Here is a 19043-nt window from a genome sequence, read left to right on the forward strand (position 1 = left end):
AACATTTGTAGGGATTTTAGAATTAGGAGAACTATGGATATTGGTATTCGTGCTGATGGAATGACTACATCAGACTTTGAAAATTTTGCTATTGAGATTGTAAAGAAAAAATTTGAAAATAAGAGTTTACATGGATTTAAGGAAGGGAGAGATGCCGGTATTGATGGAATAGATGATATCAAATCTCCTACTCTTATTATTCAAGCTAAACGGTGGCAGGTAACAAAAAATAAGACTACAGCCGTAAAACATTTAAAAGAAGAAATTGATAAAATTGCTCTGACGAAAGAAAAATATGGTTGGGTGACGGATTTTAAATATGTTATTGTTACAAGTATGGGGTTATCCCCTGCAAACTTAAAGGAGATTCGTGATTACGCAGATGAAATTATTCCTAATGCAATTCCGACCGATGATTATATTATTTACTCATCTACGTTAACCACTCTTTCTCAACAGAAAGAATATAGAGATGTTTTTATGGATTATGGATTGTTGGAGAAAGATATTTCAATTATCCTGAAGAGTGATCGACTGAAATCGGTAGAAGCAGAATCACAGGAATATTTTTCAGATTTTGATTCTAAATATTTTGTTGAAACGTCTTTTCTAGGGGAAGCATATCATATTTTACAAAGGGAACATATTGTATTAATTCAAGGACCAGCGGGAATTGGAAAAACAACAACTTGTTCAATGCTAGGAAATTTATTTTTAAATAATGATGATAATGTCTTTGATGTTATTGTTCGTAGAGTCGAGGAGATTAACGAGGTTCTCAAATTATATCATGAAGTTTATAGGGGGAGCGAAGATAGGAATCTTTTTGTAGTTTTTGATGATTTCTTAGGACGTAATAAGTTTGATGTTGAAGAGAGGATACTGCAAGATATAAGAAAACTATATTCCGCATCAACTTATACTAATAATCTCTTTATCTGTTTAAATTCTCGAACTCAAATTGTTCAAGATGCAACATCAATGAATTCTGAGTTTCAAAAACTAATAAATGAAAAGTTTTCAGAGGAAAGAAAATTTATTATTGATCTATCTAAGTACTCGGATGAAGAAAGAGCCCATATCTTTAGGAAAGTTTTTAAACGAAAAGCACACTATCTTGAAAACGATGACAAGAAAGAGCTTGTAGAAAAATATAACGATCTTATTGGACGAGATTGGACAAGAATTGTACAACATCGAAATTACTTTCCTAGGTTAGTAGAATTAATAGCAAATAATTTTAAGGATTCTAACGAAAATTTTTATGATTATGTAGTATATAATCTTGAGCATCCTAATCAGCTTTACAATAATTTATTTAACAATCTGAAGGATGAAGAAAAATATTTGTTATTTTCTTTATTACGATTCGATAGCTTCCCTATCAAAGAAGAGTGGTTGATAGACTCACTGCATGCTTTGGAACTTAATCCAACATTTGATTTTAAGAAATCGTTAAAAAAGCTTGATGGTTCATGGGTTACTTTTAAAAAAGAAAATTTTGATGATGACAGTATGGTAGACTTTTTTAATCCTAGCATAATTGATTTTTTAAATGATAAATTAAAAGAGTATCCCAAAATAACTGAAGAAATAACTGAGAACTCTATTTACCTTCACCAATTATGTAAAGGGGTCGATGGTTATGTATGGCGTGAATTAAATGAGTCGCAGAATATATTTTTTAGTAAACTACTAGATGATTGGGAGTACTTTAAGGATAAAGATGATTTTATTGGCGAAAAAATCCTATCCATTATATATTTAAATCAATTTTCAAAATTTAAGACTGATTTTGAGGAGTTGCTGAGAATATATGATGGGCGGAATAATTTAAATATTTATCTGAATGGGTGGAGTGATATTATTAGTCAGATTTATTTTTCTGATAATAAAGCAATGAAAAGAGTATTTCTGAGTATTCTTGATGATAAAAGTGTTTTAGATAAACTAGTAAATAGTCCTTATCTTGGCTCGGAAGAACTAGATGATATTGTAAATACAATAAGTGAGATAATTTATGAGGTAAGTATAGCAGATGATGATTATCAAGAAGGTTCTTTAAAAGAGATGTACTGCTATAGCGTTTTTAGACAGAAAAAAATTGAGTTACTCCAAGATTATTTAGACAGTAGTAGCACTTTGGAAAAGGAAGACGTTGATTGTACTTATGACCCAGATGGTTTTGATTTGGATTGGGAAGTCGAAGAACAAATATCAGAATTTGAAAATAGAATAACAGAGAAGTTATTAGGAGGGGGCTATGAATGGGATGATATCTCAGTAGAAAATTTTGATTATTCAAGTTTACAATACCATCTTGAAGAATATTTGCAGTGGAAATATGATAGCATTTTCTACGAAGATGAAGCCTATGATAGATGGAGAGATTCTCAACTGGAAGAAAGGGTGACATTAGAAAGTATTTTAAACAAACCATTGTTATAGTTTAGAAAGTAAGGTGCTAGACTAATCTCAGAAGTCACTAGAATCTTTCAGACACAACCTATTTTTTGTACAATAATATTCTGAAAAAAACTAAAATAATATAGCATTGGCTTTCTAGTTTCATTCTTGTGTTTTAGTCTCTACATTTGTATTTCACAAAATCAGTTTACAAAAGGAAAATGAATTAGTAACATCTATCAGTCAAAAATTTGTAGTTAATAGACATCTAATGAATGTCTATGATATCAGAAAAAACGATTTTACTTAGTTCACACGGGAATTTGATAGGAATACTACTACATCACTTTGATTCCAGTTTTGATTATGAAAAATGGGAGCAGATGACCTTTCCAGATTGTTTTCTAATTGATAGAAATGGGATTGTGAAAAGAATTATGAAAGATTAGTTCTTTGATTAAATAGTGATTCATATTGATCAAAATAGTTTGCTTTTTACAATTCGTAACCTGCCCTTCTGGGCAGGTTTTTTTGTGTTTTAAGGAAAATATAAAACCAGAATTTTTGTTTAAAAGTATTATTTTAAGACAGAAATCTCTAATTTCATAATCTATAGGCAAACGCTTGCATTCTATTTTTTATTGGACTATAATAGGTTGGTATAAAGCCTTCTGTAATAATATTGAGAAGGTGTAGAAAGTAAGGATTTAGATATTTGTAGTCAAAAATACAATGTTGCTATTCCTTGCGATAGGGAGAGATTTATGGCAATGATAGAAGTGGAACATCTTCAGAAAAATTTTGTGAAGACAGTGAAGGAGCCGGGGTTAAAGGGAGCTTTGCGCTCCTTTATTCATCCTGAAAAGCAGACCTTTGAAGCGGTCAAGGATTTGACCTTTGAGGTTCCCAAGGGGCAGATTTTAGGCTTTATCGGGGCCAATGGTGCTGGGAAGTCGACAACCATCAAAATGCTGACAGGAATTTTAAAACCGACATCTGGTTTTTGTCGGATTAACGGCAAGATTCCACAGGACAATCGTCAAGACTATGTCAAGGATATCGGGGTTGTCTTTGGACAACGCACCCAGCTATGGTGGGATTTGGCACTGCAAGAGACCTATACGGTCTTGAAAGAGATATACGATGTGCCAGACTCGCTCTTTCATAAACGCATGGATTTTTTGAATGAAGTCTTGGATTTGAAGGAATTTATCAAGGATCCCGTGCGAACTCTTTCACTGGGGCAACGGATGAGGGCGGACATTGCGGCTTCCTTGCTTCACAATCCCAAGGTTCTCTTTTTAGATGAGCCGACCATTGGTTTGGATGTTTCGGTCAAGGACAATATTCGTCGGGCAATTACTCAGATCAATCAAGAGGAAGAAACAACCATTCTCTTGACCACTCACGACCTGAGCGACATTGAGCAACTCTGTGATCGAATTTTTATGATTGATAAGGGGCAAGAGATTTTTGATGGAACGGTTAGCCAGCTCAAGGAAACCTTTGGCAAGATGAAGACTCTTTCCTTTGAACTGCTACCAGGGCAAAGTCATCTTGTCTCTCACTATGAAGGCTCTTCGGATATGACCATTGATAGACAAGGAAACAGCCTCAATATTGAATTCGACAGTTCCCGCTACCAGTCGGCTGATATTATCAAGCAAACCCTGTCTGATTTTGAAATCCGCGATTTGAAGATGGTGGATACGGATATTGAGGATATTATCCGTCGCTTCTATCGAAAGGAGCTCTAAGATGGTCAAATTGTGGAGACGTTATAAACCCTTTATCAATGCAGGGATTCAGGAGTTGATTAGCTATCGAGTCAACTTTATTCTCTATCGGATTGGTGATGTCATGGGAGCTTTTGTGGCTTTCTATCTCTGGAAGGCGGTCTTTGATTCCTCGCAAGAGTCTTTGATTCAGGGCTTTAGCATGGCAGATATCACCCTTTACATCATCATGAGTTTTGTGACTAATCTTTTGACCAGGTCAGATAGCTCCTTTATGATTGGGGAGGAGGTCAAGGATGGTTCCATTATCATGCGTTTGTTGCGACCAGTGCATTTTGCGGCTTCTTACCTCTTTACAGAGCTTGGATCCAAGTGGTTGATTTTTATCTCTGTTGGACTGCCATTTTTAAGTGTCATTGTCTTGATGAAAATTTTATCTGGGCAAGGAATTGTAGAAGTACTGGGATTAACCATCCTTTATCTCTTTAGCTTAACCCTAGCCTACCTGATCAATTTTTTCTTTAATATCTGCTTTGGATTTTCAGCCTTTGTCTTTAAAAATCTATGGGGTTCCAATCTACTCAAGACTTCTATAGTGGCCTTTATGTCTGGAAGTCTGATTCCCTTGGCTTTCTTTCCAAAGATTGTTTCTGATATTTTGTCCTTCTTGCCTTTTTCATCTTTGATTTATACTCCAGTTATGATCATTGTTGGGAAATACGATGCCAGTCAGATTCTTCAGGCGCTTTTGCTACAGTTCTTCTGGCTCATAGTGATGGTGGGCTTGTCTCAGTTGATATGGAAACGAGTCCAGTCCTTTATCACTATTCAAGGAGGTTAGTATGAAAAAATATCAACGCATGCATTTGATTTTTATCAGACAATACATCAAGCAAATCATGGAATACAAGGTCGATTTTGTGGTGGGCGTGTTAGGAGTTTTTCTGACTCAAGGCCTGAACCTCTTGTTTCTCAATGTGCTCTTTCAACACATTCCTTCCTTAGAAGGCTGGACTTTTCAAGAAATCGCCTTTATCTATGGATTTTCCTTAATTCCCAAGGGACTAGATCATCTCTTTTTTGACAATCTCTGGGCTCTGGGGCAACGTTTGGTGCGAAAAGGAGAGTTTGACAAGTACCTGACGCGTCCTATCAATCCTCTCTTTCACATCTTGGTTGAGACCTTTCAGATTGATGCCTTGGGCGAACTATTGGTCGGTGGAATTTTACTAGCGACAACAGTATCAAGCATTGCTTGGACTCTTCCAAAATTCCTGATTTTTCTAGTCTGCATTCCTTTTGCGACCTTAATCTATACTTCCTTGAAAATCGCGACTGCCAGTATCGCTTTTTGGACCAAGCAGTCAGGCGCCATGATTTACATTTTTTATATGTTTAATGACTTTGCCAAGTATCCGATTTCCATTTATAATTCGCTTCTTCGTTGGTTGATTAGCTTTATCGTGCCTTTCGCCTTTACGGCCTACTATCCTGCCAGCTATTTCTTGCAGGACAAAGACGGGCTCTTTAACATTGGTGGGTTGATGTTGATTTCCCTTGTTTTCTTTGTTATTTCTTTAAAACTCTGGGATAGGGGCTTGGATGCCTACGAAAGTGCGGGTTCGTAAGAGATAAGATAGGATGAGAGTTAAAAATTAAATATGTTACAAACAACCGTTGAAAATTATAGCGGTTGTTTTTGCATGTTTATTAAGGCATAAATTCTATCCATACCCCTTTTTGCGATTTTGGTAGTTATTCCAGTTAATTGCTACTATTTTTGATGGTGTGAATGTGCTGATAATGTATCCCAGTTAACTACGAAAGTTTTGGGTTTATATTTTTTAATGTACATTAAAAAAAAAATTAATGCGTGTTAATTTTTCTTGACTTAAAATTTTTTAATTGATATACTATTTTTCAGAGAGCTAACAATTATATATAAATGTACTACTCTATCCCACTAGATAATACGTCATAAAACTTTTTATAACAAAGGCTAGCAAGGTTAAAGTTTTCTATCTATTGGGTTTAAAATAAAAAATGAAGGAATTATAATGAAAAAAAGTACGGTATTGTCATTAACTACTGCTGCAGTTATTTTAGCAGCATATGCCCCCAATGAGGTAATTTTAGCAGATGCACCTAGTTCTGAAGATGCTTTAAGAATTTCTGATAAAGAAAAAGTAGTAGCAGATGCACCTAGTTCTGAAGATGCTTTAAAAATTTCTGGTAAAGAAAAAGTAGTAGCAGATAAAGAAACAGAAAAAAATGAACAATCTGAAGAACTTCATAATGTTATAGAAACTTCAAAGGATACTGAGGAGAAGAAGACAACAGTTATTGAGGAAAAAGAAGTTGTTAGTAGAAAGCCTAAGATAGACAAAAAAACTAGTAACGAAGGAGCAAGTATCAAAGAAGACTCCAATCAATCCAAAGGAGATGATGCGAACTCATTTGTAAATAAAGATACAGAAAATCCTAAAAAAGAAGATAAACTTGTCTATATTGCTGAATTTAAAGATAAAGAATCTGGAGAAAAAGTAATTAAGGAACTATCCAATCTTGAGGATACAAAAGTTTTATATACCTATAATACGATTTTTAATGGCGCTGCCATTGAAACAACTCCAGATAATTTGGACAAAATTAAACAAATGGAAGGTGTTTCGTCGGTTGAACGATCACAAAAAGTCCAACCAATGATGAATCATGCCAGAAAGGAAATTGGAGTTGAGGAAGCTATTGATTACCTAAAGTCTATTAATGCTCCATTTGGGAAAAATTTTGATGGTAGAGGTATGGTCATTTCAAATATCGATACTGGAACAGATTATAGGCATAAGGCTATGAGGATCGATGATGATGCCAAAGACTCAATGAAATTTAAAAAAGAAGATTTAAAAGGCACTGATAAAAATTATTGGTTGAGTGATAAAATCCCTCATGCGTTCAATTATTATAATGGTGGTAAAATCACTGTAGAAAAATATGATGATGGTAGGGATTATTTTGACCCACATGGGATGCATATTGCAGGGATTCTTGCTGGAAATGATACTGAAAAAGATATCAAGAACTTTAATGGCATAGATGGAATTGCGCCTAATGCACAAATTTTCTCTTATAAAATGTACTCTGACGCAGGATCTGGGTTCGCGGGTGATGAAACAATGTTTCATGCTATTGAAGATTCGATCAAACACAATGTCGATGTTGTTTCGGTATCATCTGGCTTTACGGGAACAGGTCTTGTAGGCGAGAAATATTGGGAGGCTATTAGAGCATTAAGAAAAGCTGGAATTCCAATGGTTGTTGCTACAGGTAATTTTGCGACTTCTGCTTCAAGTTCTTCTTGGGATTTAGTAGCCAATAATAATCTGAAAATGACAGATACTGGAAATGTAACACGAACTGCCGCACATGAAGATGCGATAGCGGTCGCTTCTGCTAAAAATCAAACCATTGAGTTTGATAAGGTTAACATTGGAGGACAAAGTTTTAAATACAGAAATATAGGAGCTTTTTTCGATAAAAATAAAATCCTAACAAATGAGGATGGGTCAAAAACTCCAAATAAATTAAAATTTGTATATATAGGCAAAGGTCAAGACAAAGATTTGATAGGCTTGGATCTTAAGGGCAAAATTGCAGTAATGGATAGAATTTATACCAAGGATTTAAAAGATGCTTTTAAAAGAGCAACGGATAAAGGCGCACGTGCCATTATGGTTGTAAATACTGTAAATTACTACAATAGAGATAATTGGACAGACCTTCCAGCTATGGGATATGAAGCGGATGAAGGGACTACTAGTCAAGTATTTTCAATTTCAGGAGATGATGGTGTAAAATTATGGAACATGATTAACCCTGATAAAAAAACTGAAGTCAAAAGAAATAATAAGGAAGATTTTAAAGATAACTTAGAACAATACTATCCAATTGATATGGAAAGCTATAATTCTAATAAACCGAATGTAGGTGATGAAAAAGAAATTGACTTTAAATTTGCAGCTGACACAGACAAAGAACTTTATAAAGAAGATATTATAGTCCCAGCAGGGTCTACATCTTGGGGGCCAAGAACAGACTTGCTTTTAAAACCGGATGTTTCAGCACCTGGTAAAAATATTAAATCCACTCTAAATGTTATCAATGGTAAATCCACTTATGGTTATATGTCAGGAACTAGTATGGCAACTCCAATCGTAGCAGCTTCTACTGTTTTGATTCGACCAAAATTAAAGGAATTGCTTGAAAGACCTGTCTTGAAAAATCTTAAGGGAGATGACAAAATAGACCTTACAAGTCTTACAAAAATAGCTCTACAAAATACTGCAAGACCTATGATGGATGCAACCTCTTGGAAAGAAAAGAGTCAATACTTTGCATCACCTAGACAGCAGGGAGCGGGGCTAATTAATGTTGCCAACGCTTTGAGAAATGAAGTTGTAGCAACTTTCAAAAATACAGATTCTAAAGGTTTGGTAAATTCATATGGTTCCATTTCTCTTAAAGAAATAAAAGGTGATAAAAAATACTTTACAATTAAGCTTCACAATACCTCAAACAGACCTTTAACCTTTAAAGTTTCTGCATCAACTGTAACTACAGATGCTCTAACTGATAGGCTAAAACTCGATGAAACATATAAAGATGAAAAATCTCCGGACGGGAAGCAAATTGTTCCGGAAATTCACCCAGAAAAAGTCAAAGGAGCAAATATCACATTTGAGCATGATACTTTCACTATAGGTCCAAATTCCAGCTTTGATTTAAATGCGGTTATAAATGTTGGAGAAGCTAAAAACAAAAATAAATTTGTAGAATCATTTATTCATTTTGAGTCAGTGGAAGAAATGGAAGCTCTAAACTCCAACGGTAAGAAAAGAAACTTCCAACCTTCTTTGTCGATGCCTCTAATGGGATTTGCTGGGAATTGGAACCACGAACCAATCCTTGATAAATGGGCCTGGGAAGAAGGATCAAAATCAAAAGCAATGGAAGGTTATGATGATGATGGTAAACCAAAAATTCCAGGTACCTTAAATAAGGGGATTGGTGGAGAACATGGTATAGATAAATTTAATCCAGCAGGAGTTATCCAAAATAGAAAAGATAAAAATACAACATCCCTAGATCAAAATCCAGAATTATTTGCTTTCAATAACGAAGGAATCAACGCACCTTCATCAAGTGGCTCTAATATTGCTAAAATCTATCCTTTAGATTCAAATGGAAATCCTCAAGATGCTCAACTTGAGAGAGGATTAACGCCTTCTCCACTTGTATTAAGAAGTGCAGAAGAAGGGGTGATTTCAATAGTAAATACAAATAAAGAAGGAGAAAATCAAAAAGACTTAAAAGTCATTTCGAGAGAACACTTTATTAAAGGAATTTTAAACTCTAAAAGAAATGATGCAAAGGGCATTAAATCTTCTAAGCTAAAAGTTTGGGGTGACTTGAAATGGGATGGACTCATTTATAACCCTAGAGGTAGAGAAGAAAATGCCCCAGAAAGTAATGACAAAAAAGATCCTGCTACTAAGATACGAGGACAATTTGAACCGATTGCGGAAGGCCAATATTTCTATAAATTTAAATATAGATTAACCAAGGATTACCCATGGCAGGTTTCCTATATTCCTGTAAAAATTGATAACACCCCTCCAAAGATTGTTTCAATTGATTTTTCAAACCCTGGAAAAATTAAGTTAATTACAAAGGATACTTATCACAAGGTCAAAGAGCAATATAAGAATGAAACGCTATTTGCGAGAGATCAAAAAGAACATCCTGAAAAATTTGACGAGATTGCCAACGAAGTTTGGTATGCTGGGGCCGCTCTTGTTAATGAAGATGGAGAGGTTGAGAAAAATCTTGAAGTCACTTATGCAGGTGAGGGTCAAGGACGAAATAGAAAACTTGACAAAGACGGAAATACCATTTATGAAATTAAAGGTGCAGGAGATTTAAGAGGAAAAATCATTGAAGTGATTGCATTAGACGGTTCTAGCAATTTCACAAAGATTCATAGATTTAAATTTGCTGATCATGCTGATAAAAATGGGATGATTTCCTATTATCTAGTAGATCCTGATCAAGATTCATCTAAATACCAAAAGCTTGGCGAGATTTCCGAATCTAAATTTAAAAATTTAGAAAATAGAAAAGAGGATAGTCTTAAAAAAGATACAACTGAAGTAGAACATCATCAAGAAAATGAAGAGGCTACCGAAGAAAAATCTAGCTTGACTATTCATAAAACAATTTCAACAATTAGAGACTTTGAAAGCAAAGATTTAAAGAAACTCATTAAAAAGAAATTTAGAGAAGTTGATGACTTTACAAGTGAAACTGGTAAGAGAATAGAGGAATACGATTATAAATACGATGATAAGGGAAATATCATTGCTTATGACGATGGTAGTGCCTTAGAATATGAAACTGAAAAACTTGATGAAATCAAATCAAAAATTTATGGCATTCTAAACCCATCTAAAGATGGACACTTTGAAATTCTTGGAAAGATCAGTAATGTTTCTAAAAATGCCAAGGTATACTATGGAAATAACTATAAATCGATAGAAATCAAAACGACCAAGTATGATTCCCATTCAAAAACGATGACATTTGATTTATACGCTAATATTAATGATATTGTGGATGGATTAGCTTTTGCAGGAGATATGAGGTTTTTTGTCAAAGATGATGGTCAGATAAAAGCTGAAACTAAAATTAGAATGCCTGAAAAAAATAAGGAAACTAAAGCAGAATATCCGTATGCATCAAGTTATGGGAATGTAATAGAATTAGGAGAAGGAGATCTTTCAAAAAATAAACCAAATAATTTAACGGACATGGAATCTGGTAAAATCTATTCTGATTCAGAAAAACAACAATATCTATTAAAGGATAACATCATTCTGAGAAAAGGCTATGCACTAAAAGTGACTACCTATAATCCTGGAAAAACGGATATGTTAGAAGGGAATGGAGTCTATAACAAGGAAGATATAGCAAAAATCCAAAAGGCCAATCCTAATCTAAGAGTTTTATCAGAAACAACAATTTATGCTGATAGTAGAAATGTTGAAGATGGAAGAAGTACTCAATCAGTATTAATGTCGGCTTTGGACGGCTTTAACATTGTAAGGTATCAAGTGTTTACATTTAAAATGAATGATAAAGGGGAGGCAATCGATAACGATGGAAATCTTGTGACAGATCCTTCTAAACTTGTATTATTTGGTAAGGATGGTAAAGAGTACACAGGAGAGGATAAGTCCAATGTAGAAGCTATAAAAGAAGATGGCTCTACGTTATTTATTGATGCAAAACCAGTAAATCTTTCAATGGACAAGAACTACTTTAATCCATCTAAAACTAATAAAATTTATGTACGAAATCCAGAATTTTATTTAAGAGGTAAGATTTCTGATAAGGGTGGTTTTAACTGGGAGTTGAGAGTTAATGAATCGGTTGTAGATAATTATTTAATCTACGGAGATTTACACATTGATAACACTAGAGATTTTAACATTAAGCTTAATGTTAAAGACGGTGACATCATGGACTGGGGGATGAAAGACTATAAAGCAAACGGATTCCCAGATAAGGTAACAGATATGGATGGAAATGTTTATCTTCAAACTGGCTATAGCGATTTGAATGCGAAAGCGGTTGGAGTACATTATCAATTTTTATATGATAATGTCAAACCAGAAGTAAAGATTGATCCAAAAGGAAATACTAGTATCGAATATGCTAATGGAAAATCTGTAGTCTTTAACATCAATGATAAAAGAAATAATGGATTCGATGGTGAGATTCAAGAACAACATATTTATGTTAATGGAAAAGAATACAAATCATTTGATGATATTAAACAACTAACAGATAAGACACTAAACATTAAGATTGTTGTAAAAGATTTCGCAAGAAATACAACCGTAAAAGAATTCATTTTAAACAAAGATACGGGAGAGGTAAGCGAATTAAAACCTCATACGGTGACTGTGACAATTCAAAATGGAAAAGAAATGAGTTCAACGATAGTGTCGGAAGAAGATTTTATGTTACCTGTCTATATGGGTGAATTAGAAAAAGGATACCAATTTGATGGTTGGGAAATTTCTGGTTTCGAAGGGAAAAAAGACGCTGGCTATGTTCTTAATCTATCAAAAGATACCTTTATAAAACCTGTATTCAAGAAAATAGAGGAGAAAAAGGAGGAGGAAAATAAACCTACTTTTGATGTATCGAAAAAGAAAGAAAAAACACAATCTAATTCAACTAATGATGTCAACAGTATTGTTTCTGATGAAAATGATAAAAACTTTGAAATTAACAAGAACATTTATCTAAATGAACAAGGAAACTTAACTAATAAAAATATCAACATCAATAGTAAATCAACTAGTAACAATCCTAATGAGTTGCCAAAAACCGGAACAGCAAGCGGAGCCCAGACACTATTAGCTGCCGGAATCATGTTTATAGTAGGAGCTTTTCTTGGATTGAAGAGAAAAAATAAAGATTAAGACAAAAGCTATAGAAAAAATGGTTTATGTACTGAGATTAGATAGTGAGGTGATGACATAGTTTTGTGAAAGTATTGATTTATAAATATATTATTTAGATTTCTATGAAAATGGGAGATTTAATAGAGATATATGTAAAAGCCTTGTCTCAGGACAGGCTTTTTCTAATGGAGATAAAAATTTCTTGACATCTATTCTCAGAGTGCTATACTAAAAGGGTAATCGCCGATTTAGCTCAGTTGGTAGAGCAACGCACTCGTAACGCGTAGGTCACAGGTTCAAGCCCTGCAATCGGCAGAATCAAGAAGTCCAAACGGGCTTCTTTTTTTGTAAATATAGGAAAGGTGGAACGTTTGAGATAGGTTCTATTTAACGTCAGAAACTCCTACTTATAAATTAAAACTAAAATTTATATTTTGTGGTATAATATATTTTAATAAGCACTTGTTTTCGTTCCGTTTTAGAGGACTATAGGCTGTTAATTATTCTAGAAATTTTTGCTTTGATTTTTTTAAAAAGTCATAAAAGTTCATGGATAGTAACGAATGAAGTCTCGCAAACTTGGCTGAATATAAATCAAAAAGGAGAAAATTATGAATAAGAAAGAACGGGAAAGACAATTTGAAGAGATTAACGGACGTAAGCGGTCAGAATCAAAGTTGACTCCAAATAAAAAAATAAAAATCTATATTGGCATAGCACTCGCTGTTTTAGTCACTCTTATCTTGGTAAGTATTTTCTCATATTTTCTGATTGTAAAGAAAGAGTCAAATCAAGCATCGTCTGCTGTTTCAACTACAGAGTCAACAAGTCAATCGTCTACAAGCCAAGGAAAGACAGATGAGACTGATAAGGATAAACAAGAGGAAATTCAGAAACTCAAGGATCAACTGACTGCTTTAGATACCAAAATTACGGAAGCAGAAGCATTTGTTAGCAAGTTCAAGAAAGAAACTGCTGTTCCAAAATTAGATATTGAAGCAATTAAGAACAATGACTTGTCTAGTTTAGAAGGTACTTGGCGTAGTCAATCTGGTAATGAATACATTATTAATGATTCTGGAGAAGTACGTGCGACTTGGTTTACAAATGATCAAAAGTACGAATCTGTAGTTGGATTAAAGGTATCAAAAGGACAAGATAGTCGTAATCCTGAGACAGCGTCTATCAGTGCATGGGTAAAAGATTCTGTTGCTGGAGGATTTGTAGTAGTAGCTGTGCCAAGTGGTGTTGTTATGCAACCCGCTGATGACGGAAAGATTACGGATAAAAGCAACCATGCTGAGGAAAGACTACTTTCTGGGCAAGAGTATGGATCGATGTTAATGAAACCAGAAAAGGTTTATTATCGTGTGAAACCAGATACCAGTAAACTTGAGGAAGCAGAAAAGAACTTAGCTCAACTACAAGCAGACCGTGAATCAATCAAATCTTCTCTTGAGTCAAAGGAAAAGAAAAACTAGATGGTATTCGTTCAAAAATACTGTTACAATCGGCAGAATCAAGAAGCCCATTAGGGCTTCTTTTTCTTTTGTTACAAATACTCAACCACTTAGACAAAGATATTGACCAGATAGGCAAAAGGGCTTGTTCTTGAAAAATTCCTCTGCTATAATGATTCATGTAAGGGACGTGAGGGGTTAGTATCAGACAACTCAAGAACCTAAAAAAGAAAATGGAGACAAAAAAATGAAAAAATTATTAGGACTTGTATTTTTAGTAGCAGCAGCGCTAGTATTGTATTTCGGTTCTGTTGGTTGGCCAAGTTTGGATGTCAACCTCTGGTCACTCATTCCGGTAGGATTGTTCCTCTATTTCACACTAGAAAACTTTTTGAAAAAAGACTATAAGGCTAGTCTAATGTGCCTAATCATTGCCTTTATCATTGCAAATGCTATTTTTGATCTCTTGCCAATTTCAAGTGGTTTGGTGATTGGTGCAGGAGTGCTAGCTTGTGTAGGCATTGGCTATCTCTTTCCTGATAAAGATAAAAAAGAAGACAAATAGAAAAGTCTCGAGGTTTCTCGAGACTTTATTTTTATTTACCAGCGTAATATTTTTGGATTCCTTTTACGATGCCTGCGACCAGTTTATCTTGGTAGTGGCTATCTCTGATTTGTTGGTTTTCGGAGAAATTATCCATATAACCAAGCTCTAGGAGGACCGCTGGTTTGGCTGTTTCGCGTAGTACAGCATAGCTGCTCTCCAACAGACCAGCATCCTTAGCTCCTGTTTCAGCTAGTAGAGAGGAGTGGATGGCAGCGGCGAGGCGTCTGCTTTCACTCATACGATCAGGGTGATTGTGCCAGTATTTATTAATCTTGCTTGGGTAATCAGGTTCATCGCTATAGGAATAGGTTTGAATACCGCTTGCTTTTGAGTAGGTATTACCAGTAGCGTTGAAGTGAATACTGATAAAAATATCCGAGTTGGTCTTATTAACCATACGAGAACGTTCGGTTACAAAATCAACGTCAATATCACTATCACGAGAAGTGAGGATCTTGTAGCCTAGTTCTTCTAGCTTAGTACGAAGTTTACGGTAAATCTGCATGTTGAGATCTTTTTCAGCGACATTGTAGTAGAAGGCACCTGAATCTCGACCACCATGCCCAGGATCTAGGAAAATGGTATTGCTGTATAGGCCTTTTGTAAATCCACCTTCAGTTGAAACTTCAGAAATCCATTGGCCGTATTTTTGGAACAGGTGTTCCTTACCGTCTATCTTGTAAGTTCCTGAAACATAATGTCCATTATCATCTAGGTAGTAGCGTGCTTTGTCAGAGTTATCGTAAATCCATTCGCTCTTTGCCATGTAACCACCTGACTTGAGGTAGTATGCTCCAATCCACTCCTGATTTGCATAACGGCCATTCGCTTTTAGATAGAACCAGCTCTTGTAGGCTTTATCGAAGATCCACTCATTCTCCGCCATGGCTCCACTGGTTTTGAGGTAGTAGCTTCCTTGCCATTTGTCTGCAAGCATCCCACCATCCTGGTCAAATGAGTACCAGGAACCCTGAATCTTTTGCCAGTTTTCTTGGACATATCTCCCTGACCCGTTTGCATAGAACCAAGTATCCTTGATTTTGACCCAGTTGTTTTCTGCCATAGCTCCGCTCTGGTTAAAGAGGTAACCCTTGAAGGTTGTCGCGCTCAGCATTCCACCATCTTTGTCAAAGTAGTACCAAGAACCGTTGATTTTCTCCCATTTATCCTGTGAGATTTTTCCAGAAGGAGCGACATAATACCAAATTTTGTCTAATTTAGTCCAACCCTTTTCTGCCATAGCTCCGCTTTTTGTGAGAAGATAGCCGTCAACGGAGGTGTTGCTGAGCATGCTTCCAGTTTGGTCAAAATAGTACCAAGAACCATTGATTTTTTTCCAGGTGTTCTGAGCTAGTCGTCCAGAAGAATCAGCATAATACCATTGATTGTCGAGTCTGGTCCAACTATTTTCTATCATGACACCATCTTGGTCAAAGGCATAGCCTTTGTAGATAGTAGAATGAAGACGATTTCCATCTTGATCGAAGTAGTACCATTTGCCTTGGATTTGTTTCCAGTTCAAAGCAGGCTTATCATCTTGGTAAAAACGCCAGTGGTGATTTTCTTGGTACCATCCTTCTTTTTTGGGACGTTCTTCTTTAATTTTTTCTGTAGTTTTTTCTTTTGGGAATGTTTCTGATTCAGCTTTCTCTTTAACGATAGAATCTTTCTTTGATTCTTTAGTGGTTGATTCCTTGATAGCAGATGTGGATTGAGATGTATTTTCTTCTCCTAAGACGGATGTGGGTGCTAATCCTGCGATTGAAAGGATTAAAGCACTGGTCAGTAGTATCTTTTTCACTTTCTATTTCCTAACTTTTTCTTTTTCTCTTTTTCATTTTTCCTATTAATTATCGAATTGAACTTCTTCTAGTAAGTATTCGATAAAGCGTTCGCCCATCTTAGACAGGCTGGTTTTTTCATGCTGGATATAGACCAGTTCAATCGGGTCTTCAATGTCCAGTGGAATGGAAACGATATTGTCTCCGTTGAGGTTGCTGTTCAAAATCCCTGTTGCAATGGTGTAACCATCCAAACCAATCAAAAGATTAAAGAGGGTGGCACGGTCACTGACAACAATGGACTTCTTGTGGTGCTCTTGTGAAAGAATCTCCTCTGAAAAGTAGAAGGAGTTGTGCGTCCCTTGGTCATAACTCAGATAAGGGAAGTCTTCCAAATCAGCCAGTTTGACCTTGTCTTTTTTAGCTAGAGGGTTGGTCTTGCTGACAAAGATATGGGGTTGAGCGGTAAAGAGGTGGTGGGCTAGCAGGTGGTTGTCATCTAGCATTTTCGTTAAAACATCGCGGTTGTAGCTGTTTAAGAAGAGGACACCGACCTCGCTACGGAAGTTCTTGACGTCATCGATAATCTCCCAAGTTCGAGTTTCACGAAGGAAGAGTTCGTATTTTTCCATATCACTTTTTTTGAGCAGAGAGACAAAGGCATTAACTACAAAGGCGTAGTGCTGAGAAGAAACACTGAATAGTTCGCGGTGGGCGACAGGATTTTTATAGCGTTCCTCCAGAAGCTGAGTTTGCTCGACAACTTGACGAGCGTAGGAGAGAAACTCCATCCCATCACGGGTTAAGGTAATCCCCTTGGGATTGCGGATAAAGATTTCAATGCCCATTTCATTTTCCAAGTCTCGAACGGCATTTGAAAGACTGGGTTGGGTGATAAAAAGTTGCTTGGCTGCCTCATTCATAGAGCCAGTTTCGACAATTTTGATAATATAGTGTAGTTGTTGAATTCTCATGTTTTTATTGTACCATACTTGCGGAAGAATGGGCAATGAAGACGAAGAAAATAGGGGGAAAGAGCTGGTCCAGTATTGAAAAAAAGTCTAGAATCTGCTAAAATGGAAGCTATGAAAACATTCTATGATGTGCAGCAATTTCTCAAACAGTTTGGTATTATTGTTTACATGGGGAAGCGTTTGTATGATATTGAACTGATGAAGCTCGAACTCTCTCGGATCTATGATGCAGGTCTCATGGACAAGCTAGATTACCTAGAAGCGGAAGCTGTTCTCCGCAGGGAGCACAAGATAGAATTAGACTACATAGAGAAAAATGGAGATAAGAACTTATGACAATTTGGATTGTTTGGGGAATCGTATTGGCGATAGTGGCATGGATGGGGTATAACTACCTTCGTATTCGTCGTGCGGCTAAGATTGTGGACAATGCAGAATTTGAAGCCTTGATTCGGAAAGGGCAATTGATTGATGTCCGTGAACCAGCAGAATTTCACAGGAAACATATCCTCGGAGCCCGTAATATTCCTTCAAATCAGTTGAAGTCAAGCCTTGCAGCCCTTCGTAAGGATAAACCTGTCCTTCTCTACGAAAACCAACGCGGACAACGAGTGACCAATGCAGCACTTTATTTGAAAAAACAAGGTTTCTCTGAGATTTATATCCTTTCTTATGGGTTGGATTCTTGGAACGGGAAGGTCAAAGTTGAGAAATAAGAAAACGAGCTTAGATGTTTCTGAGCTCATTTTTTAACCACTTTTTCTGAGAAAGTCTCGAATGCTTGCCAACTCTTCTGAGTTTAGGGGACGATAGTCTCCTTCTTGAAGATTATCATCCAAGTTCCAAGGTCCAAACTGGACTCGTTTTAGGGCAGTCACCTTGACACCAACTGAGAGAAACATCTTCTTGACCTGATGAAATTTTCCTTCTGAGATGGTGATGGAGGCCCGGCTCTCTGTTGGGCTTGAGGACAGAATTTCGAGCTGAGCAGGTTTACAAGTGGCCCCGTCTAAAAAGACAATCCCGTCTTTGAATTTTTGGATATGGTCTGACGTGAGCGGTCCGTTTACTACCACTTTATAGGATTTATCGACATGGTACTGGGGATGAAGGAGTTGGAAGCCTAAAGGTCCATTGTCTGTTAAAAGGAGCAGTCCCGTCGTATCGCGATCTAATCTGCCGACAGCATAGAGCTGGTCAGACTGGCTGTCAGGTGGAAGGAGGTCCATGACGGTTGGGAGTTTCTTATCCTTGCTAGCTGTAACGACTCCGTTTGGTTTATGAAGCATGAGGTAGTTGTGCTCGTAGCCTTGGATTTGTCGTCCTTGAAAGACTAATTTTTGCAATCCAGTATCGACATTTTGAGCCAGGGAGCTGGCTGGACAATTGTCCACTAGGATTTCTTTTTTTAATAGAGCCTGTTTCATAGCCTTGCGACTGATCTTTTCTTGGGCTAATAATCTATCTAAACGCATACCAGCTTATCTTATCATAAGTCTCTGACTTTGAAAAGAGTTGCCTTGACTAGAAAAGCAGAGTGAAAACATTTAC

Annotated in this window: 12 protein-coding genes, 1 tRNA gene and 1 pseudogene; 11 read left to right on the top strand and 3 right to left on the bottom strand. The window is 36.1% G+C overall.

The features are described 5' to 3' along the window. Nucleotides 1-33: 33 nt before the first annotated feature. From O3652_RS00355 to O3652_RS00395, 9 genes and pseudogenes are all read left to right on the top strand, one after another. Nucleotides 34-2448 (top strand): restriction endonuclease, encoded by a 2415-nt coding sequence (locus O3652_RS00355; RefSeq protein ID WP_000351016.1) that lies wholly within the window; start codon nt 34-36, stop codon nt 2446-2448. Nucleotides 2449-2693: 245 nt separating this feature from the next. Continuing rightward, nucleotides 2694-2855, top strand: a pseudogene (locus tag O3652_RS00360) (phosphoglycerate mutase); the annotation flags it as partial. 315 nt (nt 2856-3170) lie between these two features. Further along, complete coding sequence (locus O3652_RS00365; RefSeq protein ID WP_070569110.1) at nt 3171-4163, top strand: ATP-binding cassette domain-containing protein; 993 nt, start codon at nt 3171-3173, stop codon at nt 4161-4163. Nucleotide 4164: 1 nt separating this feature from the next. Next, nucleotides 4165-4983: an ABC-2 family transporter protein gene (locus O3652_RS00370; protein WP_070569106.1), complete on the top strand. Its 819-nt coding sequence runs from the start codon at nt 4165-4167 to the stop codon at nt 4981-4983. Nucleotide 4984: 1 nt separating this feature from the next. Beyond that, the gene (locus tag O3652_RS00375; RefSeq protein WP_049520929.1) at nt 4985-5770 is read left to right on the top strand and encodes an ABC transporter permease; all 786 of its coding nucleotides are present in this window, start codon (nt 4985-4987) and stop codon (nt 5768-5770) included. A 429-nt stretch (nt 5771-6199) separates the two neighbouring features. Next, on the top strand, nt 6200-12688 hold the full coding sequence (locus O3652_RS00380; RefSeq protein ID WP_371589970.1) for a S8 family serine peptidase: 6489 nt from the start codon (nt 6200-6202) through the stop codon (nt 12686-12688). Nucleotides 12689-12912: 224 nt separating this feature from the next. Continuing rightward, nucleotides 12913-12985 (top strand) — tRNA-Thr (locus O3652_RS00385). A 296-nt stretch (nt 12986-13281) separates the two neighbouring features. Beyond that, entirely contained in the window at nt 13282-14151 is an 870-nt protein-coding gene (locus O3652_RS00390; protein WP_125413340.1) for a DUF6287 domain-containing protein, read from the top strand. A gap of 226 nt (nt 14152-14377) precedes the next feature. Then, the gene (locus O3652_RS00395; RefSeq protein ID WP_042902605.1) at nt 14378-14695 is read left to right on the top strand and encodes a hypothetical protein; all 318 of its coding nucleotides are present in this window, start codon (nt 14378-14380) and stop codon (nt 14693-14695) included. 31 nt (nt 14696-14726) lie between these two features. Here O3652_RS00395 and O3652_RS00400 read toward each other — a convergent pair whose 3' ends face one another. Next, nucleotides 14727-16538 carry an N-acetylmuramoyl-L-alanine amidase gene (locus O3652_RS00400; RefSeq protein WP_125413341.1) on the bottom strand — a complete coding sequence of 604 codons (1812 nt, stop codon included), beginning with the start codon at nt 16536-16538 and terminating at the stop codon, nt 14727-14729. A gap of 45 nt (nt 16539-16583) precedes the next feature. Further along, nucleotides 16584-17492: a LysR family transcriptional regulator gene (locus O3652_RS00405; protein ID WP_125413342.1), complete on the bottom strand. Its 909-nt coding sequence runs from the start codon at nt 17490-17492 to the stop codon at nt 16584-16586. A gap of 102 nt (nt 17493-17594) precedes the next feature. Between O3652_RS00405 and O3652_RS00410 the strand changes: the two genes are divergently transcribed. After that, entirely contained in the window at nt 17595-17828 is a 234-nt protein-coding gene (locus O3652_RS00410) for a YqgQ family protein (RefSeq protein ID WP_044135604.1), read from the top strand. Next, nucleotides 17825-18208 (top strand): rhodanese-like domain-containing protein, encoded by a 384-nt coding sequence (locus O3652_RS00415; RefSeq protein WP_125413343.1) that lies wholly within the window; start codon nt 17825-17827, stop codon nt 18206-18208. The genes O3652_RS00410 and O3652_RS00415 overlap by 4 nt, the downstream gene beginning before the upstream one ends. A 33-nt stretch (nt 18209-18241) precedes the next feature. Here O3652_RS00415 and O3652_RS00420 read toward each other — a convergent pair whose 3' ends face one another. Continuing rightward, nucleotides 18242-18967, bottom strand: coding sequence for a 16S rRNA pseudouridine(516) synthase (locus O3652_RS00420; RefSeq protein ID WP_111466835.1), 726 nt, complete (start codon nt 18965-18967; stop codon nt 18242-18244). Between the last annotated feature and the right edge of the window lie 76 nt (nt 18968-19043).

It is taken from the genome of Streptococcus sp. 27098_8_23, from assembly GCF_041432195.1.
Taxonomy (GTDB): Bacteria; Bacillota; Bacilli; order Lactobacillales; family Streptococcaceae; genus Streptococcus.

Bases quoted from the DNA above. Each gene is read 5' to 3' on its own strand.
- O3652_RS00380 (WP_371589970.1), top strand. From the start codon at position 6,200: ATGAAAAAAAGTACGGTATTGTCATTAACTACTGCTGCAGTTATTTTA.
- O3652_RS00420 (WP_111466835.1), bottom strand. From the start codon at position 18,967: ATGCGTTTAGATAGATTATTAGCCCAAGAAAAGATCAGTCGCAAGGCT.
- O3652_RS00375 (WP_049520929.1), top strand. From the start codon at position 4,985: ATGAAAAAATATCAACGCATGCATTTGATTTTTATCAGACAATACATC.
- O3652_RS00355 (WP_000351016.1), top strand. From the start codon at position 34: ATGGATATTGGTATTCGTGCTGATGGAATGACTACATCAGACTTTGAA.
- O3652_RS00395 (WP_042902605.1), top strand. From the start codon at position 14,378: ATGAAAAAATTATTAGGACTTGTATTTTTAGTAGCAGCAGCGCTAGTA.
- O3652_RS00405 (WP_125413342.1), bottom strand. From the start codon at position 17,492: ATGAGAATTCAACAACTACACTATATTATCAAAATTGTCGAAACTGGC.
- O3652_RS00415 (WP_125413343.1), top strand. From the start codon at position 17,825: ATGACAATTTGGATTGTTTGGGGAATCGTATTGGCGATAGTGGCATGG.
- O3652_RS00410 (WP_044135604.1), top strand. From the start codon at position 17,595: ATGGAAGCTATGAAAACATTCTATGATGTGCAGCAATTTCTCAAACAG.
- O3652_RS00365 (WP_070569110.1), top strand. From the start codon at position 3,171: ATGGCAATGATAGAAGTGGAACATCTTCAGAAAAATTTTGTGAAGACA.
- O3652_RS00370 (WP_070569106.1), top strand. From the start codon at position 4,165: ATGGTCAAATTGTGGAGACGTTATAAACCCTTTATCAATGCAGGGATT.
- O3652_RS00390 (WP_125413340.1), top strand. From the start codon at position 13,282: ATGAATAAGAAAGAACGGGAAAGACAATTTGAAGAGATTAACGGACGT.